This is a genomic window from Rhizobium sp. KNZ14-9A (genome assembly GCF_056755015.1).
Window position 1 is genome coordinate 876529 of the sequence record NZ_JBPGXB010000004.1, and the last position, 19492, is coordinate 896020.

Genomic DNA, 19492 nt, shown 5'->3' on the forward strand with positions numbered 1-19492 from the left:
CCGTCTTTGCACTCGTTCTGATAACTGAAATTCGTTGAGTGCTGCCCTAATAGGCGGTTGCTCCAGACGCTCACATGACATCCCCGCGGATGGTCAGTTTCCAATCTTGGGCCGCAGCCTCGGTGTTCGCTCGACCGCTTCGGCAACCGCATGAGATGCCCATAAGTCAACTGGGGTCGGAACAAGCCTCGCTTTACGGGGAGTTTGCAGCATCAGGCATTAGCTGCATCCTAATACTACGCTCGCCTTCGTCATCGTATTGGCGAACGGGAAATTCAATCGTCCAAACAAAAGACCATAAGCGGGCGGCTGAAACGTGTAGATAACCGAGTTGCGCCAGTCTAACGGCCAGCTGAACATGATCTACTCCAACGATCAAGCGGGCAGCGCCATCTAGTTGGCGCAAAACAATGAGCATTGCAGCGTGCGTTTTGAACCCGAACGACGCGGCTAAAGCCTCATCTGCGTGCGATGACCGGATATTGGGATACTCGTTACGGAGTGCCTTCTTTAACGCTGCGACGTTGGCAGCCGAAAATATGAAAGTCGGAGACGGGCGCATAAGACGATCCGCTGTGTTGTGTCGAAGTCCGCCGATTACCCATCGACCTTGTTAAACACGGCCGCCCTTAAATTGCGATATTCACCCTTCAACCCGGCAGCAGGTTCGGTAAGGCACCCAATGCGGAAAACATAACTGCGGGGAGATGGGTTATCAAGATCATCTGAGATTGAGGCGAGGCTTCCGCCTGTAGGCGCTTCAGTAGCTGCTTAGATTCCATATTTCAGTCAGGGGCCCGATCCGGCATCTGAGTAGTCGCGATGATGCTGCTGTCGTCCGTCATCGCAACGCTGGGCGACGCAGCTCAGTCGATGACCGACCACGTGGGAGGACAGCGCCGCCTTCCCGCGATTGGAAATACGACCTCGAAATGGCGACGCTTGTCGCCACCAGAGGCCGAGATTTCCCGATCCTGAATCTTGCCGACCGCTTGCGTTGCCCACGATGCGGCTCGCGAAGCTTGCGCGTCTTGTTCCTTCCGCCGAGCGCCGCGCCAGAGGGTGACCCGCTAAGTAAAAGAGATCAGTTTCGGTAGGGGGCGAAATGACACCCGAAGGCCTGCTAATCTATCCGATGTTGAGCGAGCTTGCGGCCTTTAGAGAATCCAACCTTTGGTGCATTTTGTATCGCCGGACGCCCACCGGAACATGTCGTCAACGTATTTTTGTTTCGCCATATTATTGCCGGTATAGACCGTAACCTTCGAACCTGTGCCTGCCTTTTCGATCTTTACCCAATACACATAAGCGCCGCCAAGATCGTAATTGTTGAACGCAATTCCAATACCTTGATCGGCATAAAGATCACTTGCTCCATTGAAACAACGGTCCGCTTGATTTGCGACACGTTTATACATCACATCAAAACTCTCTGGAAACGAGCGGGTGGCTGTCAGTGTCTTCGGGTCTGACTTGAATTGAGCAAGCTCTGAAATGTCTGCGGATGTGCTTGAGGCCGGACGTGGGAGTTTGGCAGGCCCGGTAGTCGCGGTAGAATTGCACCCCGACAAGATGGAGAGCGCGACAAGCGACCTGAAGATGCGTTTCAAAGTGAGTTGTCCTTTCAGATTGAGTTCCGTCAACATCTTCCCCCCGATATGGCCGACGACGGGGAACGCCGATTGTCAAGAACGGCTCCGCGCTCTCCCCAGTCAGCAACACTAGAAAGCACGATCCAGGTTAAGGGAGACTTGCAGCGTTCCCCCCAAAATATCCGATATTTCAAGCGATCGGCGCATTGTCTGGATTGCTGTAGTACCCGCCGTGGGCCGGGTCTCGCGCGGGACTATCCAATACGTCTTAGGAGAACGCTTGAAGCGACAGGACTATAGAAAACGGCGGCCGCTGGCCGCCGCGTTTATCGAGGTTGTGGCGTTGATCAGATCGTACGATTCATACGTCCGCCTGGAAGTCCATGTTGTGGCGAACTGCATCGGAACTGCCACCGTCCACGGTTGGATAGAACTGGGATTCATGGTCCCAATCGGCTTCAGCCTCTTCTGCCTCCTCAGGCGACAGCTGGACGACGACAAGTTTGTCGAGGACCTGATTCACCTCCTGATCCATTCGGATCAAGTCCATGGACTTTCCCATGTGTCCCCGCTCGCCGAACTTATCGAAGCACATATCTGCAACGATACTTCGGAGATCGATGATCTTCTGTATCGTCTCATGCGAAAAGTGTGGCTCGTCTCCGAAATCGAGCGCGTCGGGCACTTCCTGCGCTCGAAGCGACAGGGTCTCCGACCGAGATTTTGATCCGTCACCGCCAAAGACGTCGAAGCACTGGTTGCCGACATATTCGGCGAAGACCGCCACCTTCATAACGTCCTGCGACGAGACGTCCGGCTCGTGTCTGAATAAGATCGTAGGCATGCGGAATCCTCCTTGTTTGGTTAGGATTAGAAGCTACTGCCGTACGGATGTTCTTATTTTGTTCTATTTTTCGGAGGAGTCAAGAGGGGCGTTTTCTCAAGGGTGTCAACGCCGCTTCGAGGTCTGCATTGGCTGCGAGCATGAGTGCGTGATTGTCCGCCAGCTCGATAATGACGGTGAGCACTTCGTCGGCCTGCCAACCGAGCGCGACTGCTCGATCCACGAAGCTTGCAAACGCGAGATGGAGGGCTTCCTGGCATCGGATGAAGCGTTCAGGATCGTCTCTGGGAATGTCAGGCGAGTATATGTCGTCCATCTGATGAACTTGAGCCGCGCAAAGAAGCGCGTCAATGACCTGAGCGACGTTGCGGAAATGATTTCAACGTCGGCTTCGCCGATCCATGTCGAGGCGGGCGAGTTCAGCTTGTTTGAAATTCTCATCATTTGGGTCGAAAAAGTAGCTGAGTATGCTCTCAAGAGCCTCGTCCAAGGACATATGTCTCTTCTTGAAGTCGCCAGGGCCCGGCCCAGGCACCCATTCCCACACACAGATGTTCCAGTTGCCTACTTCTCCCCAAAGCTTCAGGTCTGCCATACGCGTTAGTTGGTCGTGCCCATCGTCATCTCGGGTATAGGCCTCGCAGCCCCAAAGCGTATTGCCACCGCCAGATTCCGGCAAAGCTATCGAATAGCCAGACGGGTAGCTGGCGTGGGTACTGACGAAAAGTGGAAGAGCACCACCAACTAGCCCATGTTTTCGTAGCTTTTCACGGAACTCTGCGGGTAGAAGACGCTCCTCCGGATGGACCAGGTTTTCAGGTCGCATCGCCTTCAGGTTTTCCTGAAGCATTCGTTTCCGATTTCGCGTCGAATTTGCACCCATTGCAATTCGTCCTTTCGTGATCAGCGCGACGTCCGCCAGCGGGATAGAAGGGTGCGAAGTCCGTCGACAATGACTTCGTGCTGAGGGATGGCATCCTTATCGAAGATCAGCCGCGCGTACATTCGCAAATCCTTGAACGACCATCGAGCTGTCTTGCCTCCTTTAGCCATTCAATCGTTCTTCGCCCGTGCGAACGGTCATCATCGTATCCAACGATCCAAAAAGCTTCCACGACCAACTCGTCAGGTCCCGGGTTAGGCCTAGCACGTTCCTTTGGTCTGTTTGTCGTTCCGCTATAGCTGATCTCTCCCTCGGGCATGTCGAGGCTGGGTATCCAATACACGGCTTATCCCGTTAGTTCCGGAGCCACTAGATATTGATGATCCATAAAATTCATCTAAACTTCGATTAATCAAGGGCTTATGCGATTCCCTCCACGCCGCAAAGCCCAGTGAAGATTGACTTTCGCCATGAATGGGTTACAGTGTATTTCATCGAAATACGGAGCCATCGACCATGCTGCATACCGAAAAAGCTCAAGTATCCCTGAGGCTGCCGGCACCTTTGGTTGCGGAATTTGACCGGATCGCCGCGATTCTGGACCGAGATCGTACTTGGGTGATGCAGAAGGCGCTCAGTCAATACCTGGCAGGTGAAGGGGCTGAAATTCTCCGAGATGCTCAAGGCATCGATGAACTGGATCGCGGGGAAAGCGTCGATCTTGAGGACGTGCTTGAGAAGGCCCGGACAATCGTCGATGCCGCCGAATATCGACGCGGTAAGCTGGTCGGTTGATGCCTCCTGTTCGTTTATCCAAAAGCGCGGAGCGCTGGTTCCTGAGCGAGGTTGCCGAACTTGCGGAGGTGAACCCTGCCGCCGCCAGAAAGCTCATTGAACGTCTGGAGAGGCAGAAAGGCCTCCTTTCATCATTTCCGCAGATGACTGAAAAAGGAATTCTGGAAGGGACGCGAAAGGTGAGCATGCCTCCTTTGGTACTCACCATTCGCGAACGCAACGGCATGGTCGAGATTGCGGCGATCAGGGACGCACGGCAGAAGGACGCATACGCGCCAGCCGAGCTGAGCGTTGCAGACGACAATGATGATGAAGACGACAAAAAAGAGACGTATACCGGCGGCGCGAAGCCAGGGTTCTGACTTACAGGCCTAGTGGATATGGAGCGAACACGAATGCCGACCGTGATCTGGCCAAGACAGGGCGCGGCGGAACGTTGCGCCGATAGATACGAGGTTCCGGCGCGACATACTCGGAATCGAGCAGTCGCCGCGCGTACACTTTGGGAACGCCCTTGGCGAGGGCCTCCAGGTAAGCCTGTCGGCGATCCACATCCGTCCCGTCCCGCACCTGTTCCATGAGGGTCTTGAGGACCGGAGGCCTACCGACGATGTCGCGGAGACTGGCGTGACCGACCTCATTGCCGATGGCGACGAGACTGTCGAACGCCGCGCGATATTGCCGCCGCCGGTTCCATCGGAAGACGAACTCCTGGAGGTAGATGTCGAGGTGACGGCGGCGGACGCCGTGGTAGACGCCCATCATCCACCGCTTCAACAGCGAGAAGACGCGGTGTATGCGCTTGAACCAGAGGTGAGCGGGAAGCTTGCCCACGACCTTGGAGGCGTGCTTGCGGTCCGGGATTCCCTGGTAGGCTTGGTTGCCGTCGGTGAAGATCGTCGTGTGGGGAGCGGTGTTGCGCAGGACGAAAGGATGCAGGGATTCCTTGCCGTTGCTGCGGATCGGCTCAAGCCGAATGCGGCCCGACCTTCCCTCGTCGCGCCATTCCACCGCACCGATCACGTTGAGCTTGCCGATGGGGCTGCGGCCTTGTCCGCCACCGACAGGCTCGTCCTTTGTCCGGAATGGAATGCTTGTCTCGTCGATCTCCACGACCTCGTCGTAGCCGCCCAGCTTCTCTCGGTCGGGATTGACCATAGCACGGCGCAGCTTGTGGAGGAGGAGCCACGCCGTCTTGTAAGAGCCGATGCCCAGCTTGGCCTGGAGCTGAAGGGCCGAAATGCCGTTCGAGTGCGTCGTCACCAGGTGCGCGGCCAGGAACAACTGCCGCAGCGGCAGGTGTGTCTTGTGCATGATGGTGCCAGCGATGACCGAGGTCTGTTTGCGGCACGGGATCAGCTCGCCATGTTCGTCGGCCTTGTCGCCACCGCATTCCCAGACCCACGGCTTCGACCGCAGCTTCCAGCCCTTTCGCGATCCGCAGTGCGGGCAGACGAACCCGTCGGGCCAGCGCTTCTTCGCCAGGTACGCCGCGCAGGAGTGGTCGTCCGGAAATTGCAGTTGGAACTGCTCCAGCGAAAGGGGGCGGTCGTATCGCCATCTGAAGACAGACTGGTGGGCCATGCGCCTCAACTAAACCAGGGCGTGCGCCTTGGCGAGCGTCAGCCGCCAGAACCTCAAGATATGGTTAAACCGGCGCTAGAGGGATAAGCCGTTCCAATACTGGAGGTTTGCTTGTTTTTGTGGCGGGCAGTTGAAGCTCGTCGGATTTGGTCGACTAGCGAAGTAGCCCCAAGGAATATCATAAGGTTGCGACGCCAGGAGCACCCGAATTGGATGGCGCATCTCAACGAGAGGACGTCGCCGCGATATCAACTCGCGTTCAGCATGCGATCCGCCGGAAAGTCCCTTGCTTCATGCCAGGTTGTAGATTTGCTATCTCGTCTCGTTGGTCGGCAGCACTGGGGTCGGAGGAGCCTTGCCCGCCATCAGTAACATGGGCACGAGGACGATGGCCGCAAAAACAAGGAGGATCGCCCAGAAAACGAAGCTTAAGACGAAGCGGATCAACGTGCGGACAAGCGTTAACAAGCCATTTGCGTTGCGAGAAGGTCCGTTCATTGCGTCATCCCGTGCACCATGGCCGGGGCGTCGGCGGGCAACTCGTTCTGCCGCAGACGAATGGCACAGCAAGGCCTTCACTGATGAGAATGCTGCCGACGTCCTTCCCGTCGACGGTTAGCGTGCCGCAATAGCGCCCGTGGTTGCATTTCGCCCTCCCCTGCGTGCCTGGCGCACATGCGCATGCGACCTTTGTCAGCTGGACGCGGCCATGGGCGACCAGTTGCCGAAGCCGTGCCGAGGCCCGCTCGCCTTGCTGGCGTTCGTACTCGCATTCCGGCGAAAACTTCTCCGGTGTATTAAAGCCAACCAACCGGGTACCTGCCGCCTCGCCAACAACGTGAACAGTGTCTCCATCGGTCACCGTAAATTCCTGTGTCTGCGACGCAAGCGTCGTCGCGGGAGCTGACTGAAATTGTCCTGATCCGAATTCGAATATCTGCTGGGCGATGGCCACAGCTGCGACGATCAGAAGTCCCAGGACCAGGCGTTCGAGACGCCACTTCAACCGTCTGCCGGTGCGGCCCAAAGGGAGCCTGAATGATCTCCTTGCCCGATGGCGAGTTGGATAGCCGCTGATGATAGTCGGCGGCTGCGTAATTACGCTGTTCTGTCGCCCGAGAATTTCGAAAATCTTCCGCCACTGTTTATCGGAAAGGCGAGCCTGTCCACCGGATCGTTCGAGACGAGCGTGGATGTCGGTCAGAAAGGTTCGCTGCCAAGCCGTTAGGTTCTGGCGAAGTAGTGCTGTTTCGATATCGTTTCGGAGGTTGCCAGCCGGGTCCATTGGAGCGAGCTTTCACGGTTTTAGGGAATTGAAGATCGCTCGGGCATTGGCCGCGACGGTAGCTGACTGCGTTATGAAAAGCTCCGCAGTGCTCCTGAAATCATACGAGATGGCGAGCTTGTCTGATAACTCCTCCGTTGCCGTGCAGGAGAGCCAAGGTTGGCTTTTGGAACGATGGTCGTGGCATCGGGCGAAATAGCCGTCCGGCCGCTGCAGATAGAGGTCATTTTGTGAGCGATAGGTTCTGAGGCCGTCGGAAGCCACGGTGGGCTGGTTCTTCAACATGGCCTCCCGTTCCCGGACCGAGGGATCAACGCTCGGGGCCTTGATGGAAACGGTCATTTTGACCGGCTTATCAGGGATAACGTCCATCGGGATCAGGTGACAGGCCATTTCCGCCCAGGGATATTCAGGGTGTGGGCGCGAACAGAACGGTCGTTTGGTTTCCATCTCTCTCCGCGCCGGGAGGCCGTCCAGCATGAAGACAACCGACTTCAACGTCGCGTTGCCCCCATCTGCCTCGCCACAGAAGGCGCGTGCATCTGGATTGCTCCAAAGAAGGTAATGGTCGCTGTTCATTCCCTCGCCGTAGAGAAAGATACCAGGCGCGACTGGAATCGCGATGTCGACATCGGCGATCCGGGCTGGATGCAAGTTGTCGAGGCATGCGGCAGCGGCCGGCCTATAGCGAGCCTCCCTGGTTTTCTGCTGGGTCCAGGTGACGACGAAATAACTTCCGAAGCCTAAGATGAAAACGACAGGAAGCACGAATACGGCCCGCAGCGCCTGCAATTGAGCGGTGCGGCCGATGAGCACAATTCCGCTTGCAACGAAACCGCTCGCGGCACCAATCACCACAAAGACGACGAGGATGATCCCAAATGCTGCGCCTGCCCCGTCCGAGGCATTGACGCTCGCGAATTCGATTTTGGCCAGAACAGCCGCCACGATTCCAGCGGACACAAGCAACCACCAACGCCACCAGAAACACAGGGCCAGGAAGCCAAAGGCGTAAGCCGGGCCTACGAGACTGAGAAGTTGGTACTGCATGAAGTCGTCGTATCCGCCTGAAAGATGCTTCTATCGCATCAACCTGAGGATGAATTGTGAAATACTTCGGTTAAATTGCACGCAAATATCGAGTTGAAAGACGCGACATTCGAAGATCATGGCGGCATTCAGCCCAAAGCAGACTTCCAGCCTATAGTGGCGGGCGTAGATCGCCCGCACTGATGCGACGGATAACGTCGATGAAGAGGCCGCATTCGGCTTTCATCACCCGTCGTTCCAGCGAGACCACATCGTCCGATGGATCGATCCGAACAGCTTCAGTGGCGACGGTTCGACCATGGTCATATTCTCCATCGACGAGATGGATCGTAGCTCCCGTTTCAGTCTCTCCGTTGTCGAGCACAGCTTGGTGTACCCTGCGCCCGTACATCCCCAAGCCGCCATATTTCGGTAGAAGCCCTGGGTAGACATTCAGAATCCGTCGATCAAAAGCTTCCAGCGTGAGGGGTCCGAGTTTCCTGAGATAGCCAGACAAAATAACGAGTTCAGCCCCGTGCTTGATGAGTGTCTCCCTAAGCCGCTGATCTGCCCTTGTCTCCATGCCCTTTGTCGGGATGTGGAGTGAGGGGATACCGTTGGCCTCGGAATAACCAAGCGCTGAGGATGAAGCTTTATTGCTGATCAACACGACTGCAGCCGCGTCGATGCGATGTTCTCGAATGGCCTCGTTGATGGCGCGAAAGGAAGTGCCGTTGTTCGACGCCAAAAATGCGATGCCAAGCCGGTTCATTCAACGCCTCGTTGGTCGATGCACAAATGACTATCGAGTTCCCTTTAATGGTAACTGGGGAAGATTTTCAATGACCGGATGTGGCGCGATCCGGCCGCAATCACTCGTCTGCTTCCGGTCTGAAGCGTCCGTAGCGAAGTCGTCGAGGCTTCCTCTGATAATGCGAGGACTGCGCTCCAGACATCTTAGGTTGACGTCATTGACGCCAATGTAGCGGCCGCTGATCATCGTTGCATCGCACAAGGATTTGCCGAGATGGTTTCTGATCAGGGCAGCGCAATTGCACCGAATGTTACCGGCCCACACCCAAAGCTCCACAATTGGCTGATTGAGCAGCGTGAGTACGACCGACAGGAGCAGAGACGTGGACGACGGCATGCATACGAATTTGTCGACGCTCGCCGAACGGCCCTTATCGTGATCGACATGGTCCCGTTTTTCGTCGAGGAAAGCGGCTATTGCAGAGGGATACTTCCCAACATCATTCGCCTCGCAGACGCCCTTCGGCTCGCTGGTGGCGCAGTGGCGTGGGTCGTTCCGGGCTCCGATCAACCACATCCTGGCCTCACACGGGAATTCTTTGGCGTAGAGGTAGCGGAGATTTTCAGGACGTCGGGCGGGACTGGCCCGATATCAGAGAGAGTGTGGCCTGTTCTATCGCCGAAAGTGGAAGACCTGTATTTCGAGAAGTCCGCTTACAGCGCGTTTTTTCCTGGGTCTTCGGACCTGGCAGCTGTCCTTCGCGCTCGCGACATCGACACGGTTTTCATCACCGGAACGTTGACCAACATCTGCTGTGAGTCCTCGGCCCGAGACGCCTACGCCAGCGGGTTCCGGGTAATTTTCATAGCTGACGGGACGGCTGCTAGGCGTGATCAGGACCACAACGCAGCACTCCACAATATCTATCGGAGCTTTGGCGATGTGCGACCGACAAACGAAGCTCTCAGCCTCTTGTCCACTTCGACGGCTGCATAGGGTTCTCTGCGATGTGTAGAAAGAATCTGGAACTTCTACTACTCCATGCGCTGCCTTTGGATGGATCGATGTGGGCCGCCCAACTCGACCTCTTGCCAGGGGCAACATATGCGCCGACGCTTTATGGTTTCGGTGATCGTGTAGAGGATTGGGCGGCCGAAGCACTAAAACTCCCCAGAGGTAACCAAGTCATCGTCGTAGGTTGCTCAATTGGTGGCTCATGTGCTTTGGAGGTTGCCGCGCTCGCTCCGGAGCGTGTCGCGGGATTAGTCCTTATCGGGACAAAGGCTGCGCGACGGCAGGACCCGGAGTTTCACGCAACAGCTATCAAAACCCTTCGGGAACAAGGGCTGGGGGCTGCTTGGCGCGAATGGTGGGAGCCTGCCTTTTCGACCTCGACTTCACCCGCGATCATCGCCGAAGCCAAGCGCATCCTCATGCGCCAACCACTTGAGGATGTGGTGCTTGGCGTTGAGGCATTCCACACCCGCCAAAGCCGAGATGATGTCCTTTCGACATTTCCAGGCCCAGTGCGCATAGTCACGGGCGCGGACGACGTCCTACCAGGACTCGCGACCAGTTCCAAGCAAGCCGATATAGCCTTAAACGGTTGCCTGCATGTCATCCCCGAATGCGGGCACTACGTGCCGATGGAACGGCCAGAGGCGCTAAATTCGATAGTCCGTCAATTGATCGATCAGATGAGCGGTTAGCTGCTCGTCAATCATTTGCTGTCGATTCTCAAGTTGTGTTCGTGGGTAAAAAGTAAGTCCGTATGTCCTTCTTCGTGGCTGAGGTGGCTCGCCCTACACTGGTCTTCCGAGGGTTGCTCGGACAGGCCGAGCCGATCCTCATCACAGGAGGACGAGCCGTGGCAGATTATAGAGAAGCTTTTGTTGGAATCGATGTTGCCAAGCTGAGGAATGCGATTGCGATTGCTGAATCTGGCCGGAACGGAGAGATCCGTTATGTCGGCGAGGTTGAGGCATCGGATGCCAGCATGCGCCGCATTATCCAGCGTATAGCCGCAAAGTTTGATCAGGTGCATTTCTGCTACGAGGCTGGCCCCACCGGTTACGGCCTCCACCGGCTCATCAAGTCGCTGGGCCATGACTGCATGGTGGTCGCTCCGTCGCTGATCCCGAGAAAGCCTGGTGATCGCGTCAAGACGAACCGTCGAGACGCGCTTGCGCTCGCCCGGCTATTGAGGGCCGGCGAGCTCACGGCGGTCTGGGTTCCCGACGAGGGTCACGAAGCTATGCGAGATCTCGTTCGCGCCCGCTCTGCCGCTGTCGAGACGTTGCGGGTTCATCGGCAACAGGTAAGTGCCTTCATGCTCAAGCACGGGCGCGTCTATCCGCGCAAGAAAGGCTGGACGATGCGGTATCTGCACTGGCTGCAAGAGCAGTGGTTCGATCATCCGGCACATCAGATAGCACTGCAAGAAATGGTCGAGGCAGTTCGCATCTCGAAGGAGCGTGTCGAACGATTGGAGAAAGTGATTGAGGAATTCGTTCCGGACTGGTCTCTCGGCCCGGTTGTTCGAGCGCTGCAAACGCTGCGCGGGGTCGATCTGATTGTCGCCGTCACCTTTGCCACGGAAGTCGGTGACGTGACCCGCTTTGAAAGCCCACGCCAATTGATGGGCTATCTCGGTCTCGTTCCTGGCGAGCGATCCACGGGGGAGACCGTAAGACGAGGCGCGATAACGAAGGCTGGCAATGGACGAGTTCGGCACATGCTTGTTGAGAGTGCCTGGACGTACCGGCATCCACCTAAGCTGGGCGTGAGGAAGCTTTATCTCCTGCGAGAAGCGCCTCCGGCAGTCAGAGAGACCGCGTGGAAAGCTCAGAGCAGATTGACAGCTCGATATCGCTTGCTCGCAGCACGGGGAAAACGAACGACGGTAGTTTGCACCGCAATTGCTCGTGAACTGGCTGGCTTCATGTGGGCTGTTGCAAGGGAGGCGCAGGCGAACAGGACATAGGTCACCGCAGCCAACTTACACCTCGCGCATGGGCGGAGGCGGGACAACGGCAGGGGAACATCCGTCAGCCGCTTTGTGGCCGGTACCGACCGACGCCCGTAGTAAGATAGGAATAGCCCCGGACGCATTATCGGGAATGCGGTATCCAATCCGCGCATCAGAGCGGCGTGCCGCTCGCACCTTGACCGAACTAGATTTTGTTGATCGCAGCATGATGAACACGGCAACTGTGCGCCAGAAGCGATCATCGACCGTGATTTTCCAAGACCTTCATCGCAATCTTTTTATCGGCAGCCGTCCAGTATATTCCCTGGACCATACAGCCAGACATAACTTCGTACTTGTCGCCTTCTTGAGAGCTGAGCTTCCTAAGGGTGACGATCGCCTCGTCGGGCATAGTGCGTGGTTTACCTTGGAGGCGATGATTCCAGTCCACGGAAAGTCGACCTGTGGGGATACTGCCCTTCAGGCTCTCGAAAACTTCGAATGTCACACGCGCACGGCCTGGCGTTGTGGCTTCGTAGTTTATAAGCTCCCCCGCACGATCGCGTCGGCGGCAACTAGGCTGTAAAAGAACGGCCGAGGTGCGGCGCAAGCATATGCGGTCGTGGTTGCGGTCATGAGATACAAGAGTGTGCCAATTGTCGGAAGCAAAATCTTCACGCGGCGGCCCTCCCGCGCGAACCGTAATCGTCGGTCCCGAAAACCGCAATGACATGCCAGGCCGATTCACTCATCAAAGGCGCAAAAACTTGCTCAGCACTGTAGCCAGGCATCCTCATCTCCGGTCGCGCCTTTGGCGCGTAATCACCATCTCCATCATGAACGTAATCGCCGCCAACGACTATAAAATCTCTGTCAAGGTGGCGTGGAAAACCGCAACCTGACTTTACCCGAGAAACTCCAAGGCCTCGATGTCGTTTGCGATGCTCCGATCTAGCCGAAACTTCCGGTGCAGCCCCAGGACCTGCTCCCGATAGAGCGTCAACAAGCGCTGCAAGGCAGGTAAGATCGCATCGGCGTCACACGGACAATAGGAGGCCATCAGGGCCGTCCGGACCGCCTCACTTGCACGTCGCTCGAACTTTGAAAGAACAGCCGCTTCCGGGGTTCGATTGAACAACCAATCGTCGGCTTGCATTATATGTTGCCGCAGTTCGTCCAGGAGTGTTTGTGCATAGAAAAGTTCACCGCGCTGCGCCCGGCGATAGGTTTCATGCGCCGCAGCCAAGCCCTTGCTAATCGAAAAATCGACGTCATCCTCGATGACGGTGAACTCAAGGCTCGCCGACCGCAGGATCAAATCAGCAACAATCTCCAGTGGGTCGTGAAGAATCTGGATCGGCAGCCGAAACCACGGCGAAGGGGTCAACCTGGCCGCGCTGTAATAAAATATGTCAATCTCTCCGAATGGCTCGAAGTGCGACACACAGTGCTGTGCACGGGGAAGCCACTCGTTGAACCGAAAACCTGGCCATTGCCTTGGAATTTCGCGGCGCTGCTCCACAAACCACTCATGGCGGTCTGCGCACACCACGATGCGAAGGTCAATGTCGGAATAGGCATCCGCCGTGCCCGCTGCCAGTGATCCGCCGACGAAAATGCCCAACACGTCGGAATCGGCTTTAAAATGCACCAGTGCGGTCGAAATGAGGTTGCTTCTTGCTTCTTCTAGCTGTGCGAGCTTAAAGGCACCCATGGGAGGCATTCTAACTCTCCTTCCGAGGTCTGCAGTGGTCTACCAGCGCCCAGGAGACCCTATTCTCTTGTGACGAAGCTCACCAAATCAACCCGCGACCGTTTTTTCATCCACAATGGCCCTACCGGCATGCAAGGTCGCTGTCGCAGGCTCTGACCGAGCGGCCCCTTAGCGGCCATCCGGGGATTGTGGTGACGTTTCGATTATCGAGATCAACCGGAAAGTTTCGCACCACAGCAACATGTCAGGCCGATAGGCACCCGCCCGCTCGAAATGCTCGCGGTGCGAGATACGCCAATGGTCGAGGTTTGCATCTCCTTCTCCTTCCTTGGCTGCAAACTCTTGGGTGACCTGATCGAACGCCACCTGCTCAATAGAGACTGTCTCCAATACTGCTCTTGGACGGCCTTTGCCGTCACATACGACGGATCGGCGACCGACTTCCGTTTGTTGTCCTTCTTCGATTGGCCAGCATGTCGCGGTCTTCAGGGCACGTAAAACGAGGTCGAGCAACTCATCGGCAAGAGCTGGATGATCGCCGAAGGCGAAGCGATCCAATGTTTCCCACTGGGTCTCCCCGTTGGACCCCTGAACGCAGTTCGTCACTGATCATATTGCAACGCGGAAATCTCTACACCGAGGATTGATGATTTATGGGGCTCCTACAACAGATACCTTCGTTGAAACGCTCGCGCAAAGAAATCTGAAGTCGCCCAAGAGGACCAAGTCGATGGGCAGATATTTGGGGGCCAACCTGTTACCTTTTCCCGGAAAGAACCGAGATGACACGGACTGCTATTGTTGGAAATGCCGGAGATGGCGAGTGGTGGCGGGTCGCGTACCTTGCCGCTCCTGATCGTCAACGTTTTCGTGCAAAAGCCGCGTCACAAACGCCCCGTAGGTCTTCTGCGGCACTCAGAACAGGAGGTAATTTGCATGAGTGAGGGGATCACTCGGGAGGAGGCCCCATCAGGGCATCGATGAAGGGAGCCTTCTTTGCAAGGTATTCCACGATCCCGTCGCGATTGCTTGCCTCCAACTGCAGCTTCAACTCCTGATACTGTTGCCGAAGAACGGGGTCGCCCCTCAAGAGATTTCGGAAACCTAACATTCGTTCAATTTGCCAGTGACCGACCATGCAGACATGCACCTTATGCGTCCGCACTCCGTCGACATCCCGGCGATAGAAGTGATGTCCATCTGAAAGGTTTGTCCCACGAACATATCCCAGGGTGCGCATGGAGTCATCCCGTGCGGTCTCGTTGCGATGTTCCGAGACTTCGACCAAGATGTCGATTTCCGGCTTTGCAGAAAGTCCAGGAACCGCAGTGCTGCCTACATGATAAATCGCAGCAACCTCAGCGCCGAAGCTGCCCGCAATCCGCTGTTTTTCTGCAATAAACATAGACGGCCAGCGACTGTCATAATCTGAGATTTTGCTCGTCAGAGCCATCGTTAGTCCTCCGAGAAAACCGCCGGAATGCGGTAGAGATGTCGGCCGTGGGATTGCCCAACATTGGCGCTGCAGCCGGGGCATCCTTCTGGCTCTCCTTGAACCCATATCGCTCTGCGACCTCACTTTCCATCGCTCTGGCCTGAAGTGCTTCCCGATTTTGGGCCAGCGGGAGCTGGAATTTTCCGGGGTTTCGCCGTGCACCGCGAAATAATCTGCGCCTTGACCTCGTCTGGCCCGTGCCGGTTAGCCTCACGTCCAGCCTTCCTGGTCGTGTGAGAACCTCCAATGTAGTCTCCGTGGAGAAACTCCCGTTGCTCGTCCATGGAAAACCGATCACAGATCAGAAAGACGAGGACATTGTGGAGGCAGAACACCGGTTACAGATCGACAACCAGCTAATGCCGTGGAAGTACGGCGCGAACACGCGGCTGAAGTCGGCTGTCGGGTCCTAACCAGACCTCACTTGTAATCAGGAATGACAACACTCTTATCGTCAGGCGTCTCCACCCATGCTCGATAGGTTTCATATTTGACCGCACCGGACGCGATTCCCGTGATAAAGCGACGGCACACCTCGACAGCAGCCTTCTCTGCGGGCATTCCGCTATCCAATTCGAACTCTGCCCGCAGTCGATCCCTCATCGCCGACAACCCGCTCTCAGAACATCCTTTGATAATTCGCGGACGTATTGCTGGCTGCTCACGAATGATCGACGCATAATATTCAAACGTTTCGCTGTTCCATGGACCGTCGTCTGCTCTGACCAACGATGGGATAGCGAGCACAGCTACGAGAGCCGCAATCAATCGAATCTTGTCCAGCATGGCGCTCCGCCTAAGTTGTGTCGCGGAGAAAAGCAGTTTCTGTTTGTGGGCGCAACCATTTCAAGCGGCTACAATGATTCAATGACGGCTATTGGCGGGCCGGGCGCGGACATTCCCGGCCCGGCTTTTTGGTGATCGTTCTTTCTCTCGTTATACTGGTGCGCCTTACCTTGTCATAGCGAGATACTCCGCGCGGTTAAATGGAGAGGCCGACGAGCGGGACCGACTGGGAGGTGCCCCGGTTAGCGGTGCATGATGGTCAAACGCAGTTTCCATTGCACCCGCACCGCCGGTAAGCCCCGGTAGTTGACGGCGAATGCTTTGAACGTGAACCGATGCAATCTTGCCCTGGAGCCGGGCAACGGCGTTCTCTATCACCGTTTCCGATATAGATGCACCACATTTGGCAAGCAGGGTGATCAGCATAGGAAGCGTCGTCGCTGGAACCTGCAGCCGAAAATGCTCGACGGGTTCGCAAACGACCACCTTAGCCTGAGAAAGTGCGTCAGCCAGAACCAAGGGCGTCAATCCTCGGAAATCTGCTGCCGTCGTGGCTGGCGAGCTTTGCCCAACGGCCGTAAGCACAACGTGGCAGTCAATAACCTGCCATCCGTAAAAACCAGCCTTGAGGGCATCTGATATAGTCTCCTCGATTGCGCGATAGAAACTGATCGGCATCTGCCCGACATCCGCTTCCAGCGTGTAGGCATTGCCGGAGCCCGGAGATCGAGGCTCAACCCGCAGACCCACCGTGGCAAGAAATGGATTGGGGGATTTGAAGATGGTTTCCAGCGCGGTCGCCGATCCAGTCGGGCGCTCGACATGAATGACGGTGCTTTCCTCAAAATCCGCATCGACGCCGAAGTCGGCTAGCAGGATCGCCTCGATTATCTCCTTCTGAACCTCCCCGTAGAGGGACAGATACATTTCATGCGCATCGTCGGTCGTGCGCAGGTTGATAAGCGGGTCCTGTTCCGAAAGCTGCTGCAAGGCGAGCCACAGCGCACCTCTGTCAGACGCCCGCCGTGGCACGACATGTGTTTCTAACGTGGGAGGAGCAAACTGTCGCGTAAACGCTTGTTTGCTGCCTACCCCGACTTCGTCACCGATCCTGACGCCTGAGAGCCCCGCAACCTTAGCGACTTCCCCTGCGGCGGCGTGGTCACATCTGCGCAATCCCTTCTCGCCGAATACCTGGAGGCTTGTGACCTTGGCGGGTCCGGTCGGCAGTTCGATAAGATCGCGAGCGCCTATCGTCCCGGCTTCCACATTAATGTACGCGATTTTTTCACCGCCCCAGCCACGCTCGATTTTGAAAACACTGCCGCGCAGATCGGCCGAGGTGTCCGGGACGCGGCTGGGCAAAAGGTCGACTACCCCTTTGATGAGTTCCGGAACACCAAGTCCCGTCATCGCAACTCCTCCGTAGGCTGGATGCACAAGGTCGCCACGAACCTGTGTCGCGATGGCGCTTCGAAATCTCTTTGCGGTCAATCGTTCGGGAGCCAGGACATAGTCATCGAGAAGCGTTTCGTCGCCGATGGCAAGCACCTCGCAAAGGTGGGAGATGTTTTGATCCATCTCCATATCGACAGGCTCGACGTAGGCTTGGCGACTGCCGATATTGCCGATGGTCGACATGGTAAGTGGCCGGACCGCCAATTCCCTCGCCATATCGGAGAGCACTTCATCATACCGCGCACCGGCACGATCCATCTTGTTGACGAAAAACAGGAAAGGAATGCCAAGTCGCTGAAGCACACGGACAAGGACACGCGTCTGCGCTTGCACTCCTTCCACGGCCGAAACAACGACAATCGCCGCGTCGAGCAGTCGTAATACCCGTTCCACCTCGGCGATAAAATCAGGGTGACCGGGGGTATCGATCAGGTTGACGCGAAGGTCGCCGATACGAAAAGCGGCGACAGCGGCAGCGATGGTTATTCCACGCTGCCGTTCCAATTCCAGACTATCTGTCTGGGTGTTTCCGCCATCCACGCTTCCCAGCCTGTCGATGGCACCGGTTTCGAAGAGGAGTTGTTCAGTGAGGCTGGTCTTACCTGCATCCACATGGGCCAGAATGCCCAGATTCATAACGCGCATATCTAATCATCTTCTCAAAATTTCCGATCTGAGTTTTTTGAGAAGGGACTCGGCGCATTGGGACCTCCGAATGAGCGTCTTACGATACCTCGCGAGCAATTCCCGGAAGCAAGTGACATCGTAACTAAAGATAGCCAATATCGTCAAGGTTGATCGGCAAGCGTCCGGTCAGTCGTTATCGTCGTGCTAAGTTTCGCTCCCAGACAGCGGTTCATCGACTCTTTTGATCGGGTGATCAGCAATTCGGAATAGACCCATCCGCTGCCAGCGCTAATCGTGCCACCGTCGAACCAAGTCAGGAAACTTGTTCAACAACGCACACTTCTCGTCTGGGTCAAGCTTCTGATATCTTCCCATCGCAGTCATGAACCTTGCTTGGAATGTCACGTCCGCCTTTCGTTCGGCGACCGATCTTTGCCTCAGCCATTTGCCTTTGCGCGTCGAGTCATAGGGCCAGCCGCAGTCCATCTGCCCTGCAGTAATCGCTGCGAGTCCGTCGATTTCGGCTGTCGTTAGCGGCTTTCTGAACTGGATTTCCTGGTAGATGTAGAGCGTAACCAAAGCGAACAGAGCAGCTACACTCGCGATTTTCCAAACCTTCATTCTTGAACTGCCCCCGTGGCAACGTTGTCAGCCCCCCGCAATCAATGGCCCGACCGGAACCTGACAAACTCCACTGGCTTGTGGTGCTTAGATTGGGAACTCACTCTATGGCTGCATAACGGACGCGACAATCGCCGACTTGAGCGTATTCCAGGGCAACAGTTCATCGATCCGGTGATGATGTCCCTAGAGGTGGTGTAGGTCGATAGCGGTGGTCATCGGCTTTTTCCGGTAGGGTTGGGTTGTTCAAGCACAACCTTTTGGAAAGACCACCGATGACCAATGACATGATGGACCTGCGCTCTCTTGTTGAGAAGAGTGCTGATGCGGATTTGCTGCGCGAGATGATTGGCTTTGCGGCCGAGAAGCTGATGGAGCTGGAGGTCGGTGCCAAGACCGGTGCGGCCTACGGCGAGAAGAACGACTTTCGGCTTGCTCAGCGTAACGGCTATCGCGATCGCGACTGGGAGACCCGCGCTGGAACTGTCGAACTTCGTATTCCGAAGCTACGCACGGGCAGCTATTTCCCAAGCTTTCTGGAGCCGCGTCGCATGGCTGAGAAGGCACTGACCGCGGTGATCCAGGAGGCCTATATCCAGGGCGTTTCGACCCGCTCGGTGGACGACCTGGTCAAGGCGATGGGCATGAGTGGCATCTCCAAAAGCCAGGTTTCCAGGCTTTGCGAAGAGATCGACGACAAGGTGAAGGCCTTTCTCTCCCGCCCCATCGAAGGTGACTGGCCATATCTTTGGATCGATGCCACCTACCTCAAGGTCCGGCGTGGCGGACGCATCGTCTCCGTCGCGGTGATCATCGCGATCGGCGTCAACACGGATGGTCGACGCGAAGTGCTCGGCATGGAAATCGGCACCTCTGAGGCTGAGCCGATCTGGACGGAGTTCCTGCGTAAGCTCACACGGCGCGGTTTGCGTGGCGTCAAACTCGCCGTGTCCGATGCCCACGAAGGCATCAAAGCCGCCGTTTCCAAGGTCCTTTCCGCTACCTGGCAAAGATGCAGGGTGGGGCTGTTGAAGAAGTGCTATGTATCTGATTCAAT

At 56.4% G+C, this 19492-nt stretch carries 19 protein-coding genes and 1 pseudogene; 6 read left to right on the forward strand and 14 right to left on the reverse strand.

The annotated features are described in order from the left end of the window. Window positions 1-1157 precede the first annotated feature (1157 nt). From ACR9ZQ_RS34340 to ACR9ZQ_RS34355, 4 genes are all read right to left on the reverse strand, one after another. Window positions 1158-1646: a hypothetical protein gene (locus ACR9ZQ_RS34340; RefSeq protein ID WP_481429961.1), complete on the reverse strand. Its 489-nt coding sequence runs from the start codon at window positions 1644-1646 to the stop codon at window positions 1158-1160. A 307-nt stretch (window positions 1647-1953) separates the two neighbouring features. Continuing rightward, a complete protein-coding gene (locus ACR9ZQ_RS34345; protein WP_481429962.1) occupies window positions 1954-2436 on the reverse strand; it encodes a hypothetical protein in 483 nt (160 codons plus the stop codon). 79 nt (window positions 2437-2515) lie between these two features. Continuing rightward, complete coding sequence (locus ACR9ZQ_RS34350) at window positions 2516-2752, reverse strand: hypothetical protein (protein WP_481429963.1); 237 nt, start codon at window positions 2750-2752, stop codon at window positions 2516-2518. Window positions 2753-2815: 63 nt separating this feature from the next. Continuing rightward, on the reverse strand, window positions 2816-3286 hold the full coding sequence (locus ACR9ZQ_RS34355; RefSeq protein ID WP_481429964.1) for a hypothetical protein: 471 nt from the start codon (window positions 3284-3286) through the stop codon (window positions 2816-2818). A gap of 549 nt (window positions 3287-3835) precedes the next feature. Between ACR9ZQ_RS34355 and ACR9ZQ_RS34360 the strand changes: the two genes are divergently transcribed. Beyond that, the gene (locus tag ACR9ZQ_RS34360) at window positions 3836-4114 is read left to right on the forward strand and encodes a CopG family ribbon-helix-helix protein (RefSeq protein ID WP_439014760.1); all 279 of its coding nucleotides are present in this window, start codon (window positions 3836-3838) and stop codon (window positions 4112-4114) included. After that, window positions 4114-4476 carry a type II toxin-antitoxin system RelE/ParE family toxin gene (locus ACR9ZQ_RS34365; RefSeq protein ID WP_481429965.1) on the forward strand — a complete coding sequence of 121 codons (363 nt, stop codon included), beginning with the start codon at window positions 4114-4116 and terminating at the stop codon, window positions 4474-4476. Before ACR9ZQ_RS34360 ends, ACR9ZQ_RS34365 begins: the two co-directional genes overlap by 1 nt. Window position 4477: 1 nt before the next feature. Here the strand turns inward: ACR9ZQ_RS34365 and ACR9ZQ_RS34370 are convergent, their stop codons facing one another. From ACR9ZQ_RS34370 to purN, 5 genes are all read right to left on the reverse strand, one after another. Next, window positions 4478-5698: an IS1595 family transposase gene (locus ACR9ZQ_RS34370; protein WP_481429966.1), complete on the reverse strand. Its 1221-nt coding sequence runs from the start codon at window positions 5696-5698 to the stop codon at window positions 4478-4480. Between the two features lie 312 nt (window positions 5699-6010). Beyond that, window positions 6011-6196: a hypothetical protein gene (locus ACR9ZQ_RS34375; RefSeq protein ID WP_481429967.1), complete on the reverse strand. Its 186-nt coding sequence runs from the start codon at window positions 6194-6196 to the stop codon at window positions 6011-6013. Window positions 6197-6200: 4 nt separating this feature from the next. Then, window positions 6201-6983, reverse strand: coding sequence for a thermonuclease family protein (locus ACR9ZQ_RS34380; RefSeq protein ID WP_481429968.1), 783 nt, complete (start codon window positions 6981-6983; stop codon window positions 6201-6203). 12 nt (window positions 6984-6995) lie between these two features. Next, window positions 6996-8033, reverse strand: coding sequence for a hypothetical protein (locus ACR9ZQ_RS34385; protein ID WP_481429969.1), 1038 nt, complete (start codon window positions 8031-8033; stop codon window positions 6996-6998). A gap of 151 nt (window positions 8034-8184) precedes the next feature. Continuing rightward, entirely contained in the window at window positions 8185-8784 is a 600-nt protein-coding gene (purN, locus tag ACR9ZQ_RS34390; protein WP_481429970.1) for a phosphoribosylglycinamide formyltransferase, read from the reverse strand. A gap of 255 nt (window positions 8785-9039) precedes the next feature. On the opposite strand from purN, the gene ACR9ZQ_RS34395 reads away from it, so the two are divergent. The 3 genes from ACR9ZQ_RS34395 (at window position 9040) to ACR9ZQ_RS34405 (ending at window position 11749) form a co-directional block, all read left to right on the forward strand. Then, complete coding sequence (locus tag ACR9ZQ_RS34395; protein WP_481429971.1) at window positions 9040-9762, forward strand: isochorismatase family protein; 723 nt, start codon at window positions 9040-9042, stop codon at window positions 9760-9762. Window positions 9763-9773: 11 nt separating this feature from the next. Continuing rightward, the gene (locus ACR9ZQ_RS34400; RefSeq protein ID WP_481429972.1) at window positions 9774-10475 is read left to right on the forward strand and encodes an alpha/beta fold hydrolase; all 702 of its coding nucleotides are present in this window, start codon (window positions 9774-9776) and stop codon (window positions 10473-10475) included. 158 nt (window positions 10476-10633) lie between these two features. Further along, entirely contained in the window at window positions 10634-11749 is a 1116-nt protein-coding gene (locus ACR9ZQ_RS34405) for an IS110 family RNA-guided transposase (protein WP_481429973.1), read from the forward strand. Between the two features lie 889 nt (window positions 11750-12638). Here the strand turns inward: ACR9ZQ_RS34405 and ACR9ZQ_RS34410 are convergent. The 5 genes from ACR9ZQ_RS34410 to ACR9ZQ_RS34430 form a co-directional block, all read right to left on the reverse strand. After that, entirely contained in the window at window positions 12639-13448 is an 810-nt protein-coding gene (locus ACR9ZQ_RS34410) for a nucleotidyltransferase domain-containing protein (RefSeq protein ID WP_481429974.1), read from the reverse strand. A gap of 168 nt (window positions 13449-13616) precedes the next feature. Then, on the reverse strand, window positions 13617-14006 hold the full coding sequence (locus ACR9ZQ_RS34415) for an ASCH domain-containing protein (protein WP_481429975.1): 390 nt from the start codon (window positions 14004-14006) through the stop codon (window positions 13617-13619). Window positions 14007-14397: 391 nt separating this feature from the next. Further along, window positions 14398-14901 carry a GrpB family protein gene (locus ACR9ZQ_RS34420; RefSeq protein ID WP_481429976.1) on the reverse strand — a complete coding sequence of 168 codons (504 nt, stop codon included), beginning with the start codon at window positions 14899-14901 and terminating at the stop codon, window positions 14398-14400. A gap of 462 nt (window positions 14902-15363) precedes the next feature. Next, window positions 15364-15729 (reverse strand): hypothetical protein, encoded by a 366-nt coding sequence (locus ACR9ZQ_RS34425; RefSeq protein WP_481429977.1) that lies wholly within the window; start codon window positions 15727-15729, stop codon window positions 15364-15366. Window positions 15730-15894: 165 nt separating this feature from the next. Next, entirely contained in the window at window positions 15895-17832 is a 1938-nt protein-coding gene (locus ACR9ZQ_RS34430) for a GTP-binding protein (protein ID WP_481429978.1), read from the reverse strand. A gap of 878 nt (window positions 17833-18710) precedes the next feature. Between ACR9ZQ_RS34430 and ACR9ZQ_RS34435 the strand changes: the two are divergent. Further along, window positions 18711-19469, forward strand: a pseudogene (locus tag ACR9ZQ_RS34435) (IS256 family transposase); the annotation flags it as partial. Window positions 19470-19492: the final 23 nt, after the last annotated feature.

Bases quoted from the DNA above. Each gene is read 5' to 3' on its own strand.
- ACR9ZQ_RS34340 (WP_481429961.1), bottom strand. From the start codon at position 1,646: ATGTTGACGGAACTCAATCTGAAAGGACAACTCACTTTGAAACGCATC.
- ACR9ZQ_RS34345 (WP_481429962.1), bottom strand. From the start codon at position 2,436: ATGCCTACGATCTTATTCAGACACGAGCCGGACGTCTCGTCGCAGGAC.
- ACR9ZQ_RS34350 (WP_481429963.1), bottom strand. From the start codon at position 2,752: ATGGACGACATATACTCGCCTGACATTCCCAGAGACGATCCTGAACGC.
- ACR9ZQ_RS34355 (WP_481429964.1), bottom strand. From the start codon at position 3,286: ATGCTTCAGGAAAACCTGAAGGCGATGCGACCTGAAAACCTGGTCCAT.
- ACR9ZQ_RS34360 (WP_439014760.1), top strand. From the start codon at position 3,836: ATGCTGCATACCGAAAAAGCTCAAGTATCCCTGAGGCTGCCGGCACCT.
- ACR9ZQ_RS34365 (WP_481429965.1), top strand. From the start codon at position 4,114: ATGCCTCCTGTTCGTTTATCCAAAAGCGCGGAGCGCTGGTTCCTGAGC.
- ACR9ZQ_RS34370 (WP_481429966.1), bottom strand. From the start codon at position 5,698: ATGGCCCACCAGTCTGTCTTCAGATGGCGATACGACCGCCCCCTTTCG.
- ACR9ZQ_RS34375 (WP_481429967.1), bottom strand. From the start codon at position 6,196: ATGAACGGACCTTCTCGCAACGCAAATGGCTTGTTAACGCTTGTCCGC.
- ACR9ZQ_RS34380 (WP_481429968.1), bottom strand. From the start codon at position 6,983: ATGGACCCGGCTGGCAACCTCCGAAACGATATCGAAACAGCACTACTT.
- ACR9ZQ_RS34385 (WP_481429969.1), bottom strand. From the start codon at position 8,033: ATGCAGTACCAACTTCTCAGTCTCGTAGGCCCGGCTTACGCCTTTGGC.
- purN (WP_481429970.1), bottom strand. From the start codon at position 8,784: ATGAACCGGCTTGGCATCGCATTTTTGGCGTCGAACAACGGCACTTCC.
- ACR9ZQ_RS34395 (WP_481429971.1), top strand. From the start codon at position 9,040: ATGGTTTCTGATCAGGGCAGCGCAATTGCACCGAATGTTACCGGCCCA.
- ACR9ZQ_RS34400 (WP_481429972.1), top strand. From the start codon at position 9,774: ATGTGTAGAAAGAATCTGGAACTTCTACTACTCCATGCGCTGCCTTTG.
- ACR9ZQ_RS34410 (WP_481429974.1), bottom strand. From the start codon at position 13,448: ATGGGTGCCTTTAAGCTCGCACAGCTAGAAGAAGCAAGAAGCAACCTC.
- ACR9ZQ_RS34420 (WP_481429976.1), bottom strand. From the start codon at position 14,901: ATGGCTCTGACGAGCAAAATCTCAGATTATGACAGTCGCTGGCCGTCT.
- ACR9ZQ_RS34425 (WP_481429977.1), bottom strand. From the start codon at position 15,729: ATGCTGGACAAGATTCGATTGATTGCGGCTCTCGTAGCTGTGCTCGCT.
- ACR9ZQ_RS34430 (WP_481429978.1), bottom strand. From the start codon at position 17,832: ATGCGCGTTATGAATCTGGGCATTCTGGCCCATGTGGATGCAGGTAAG.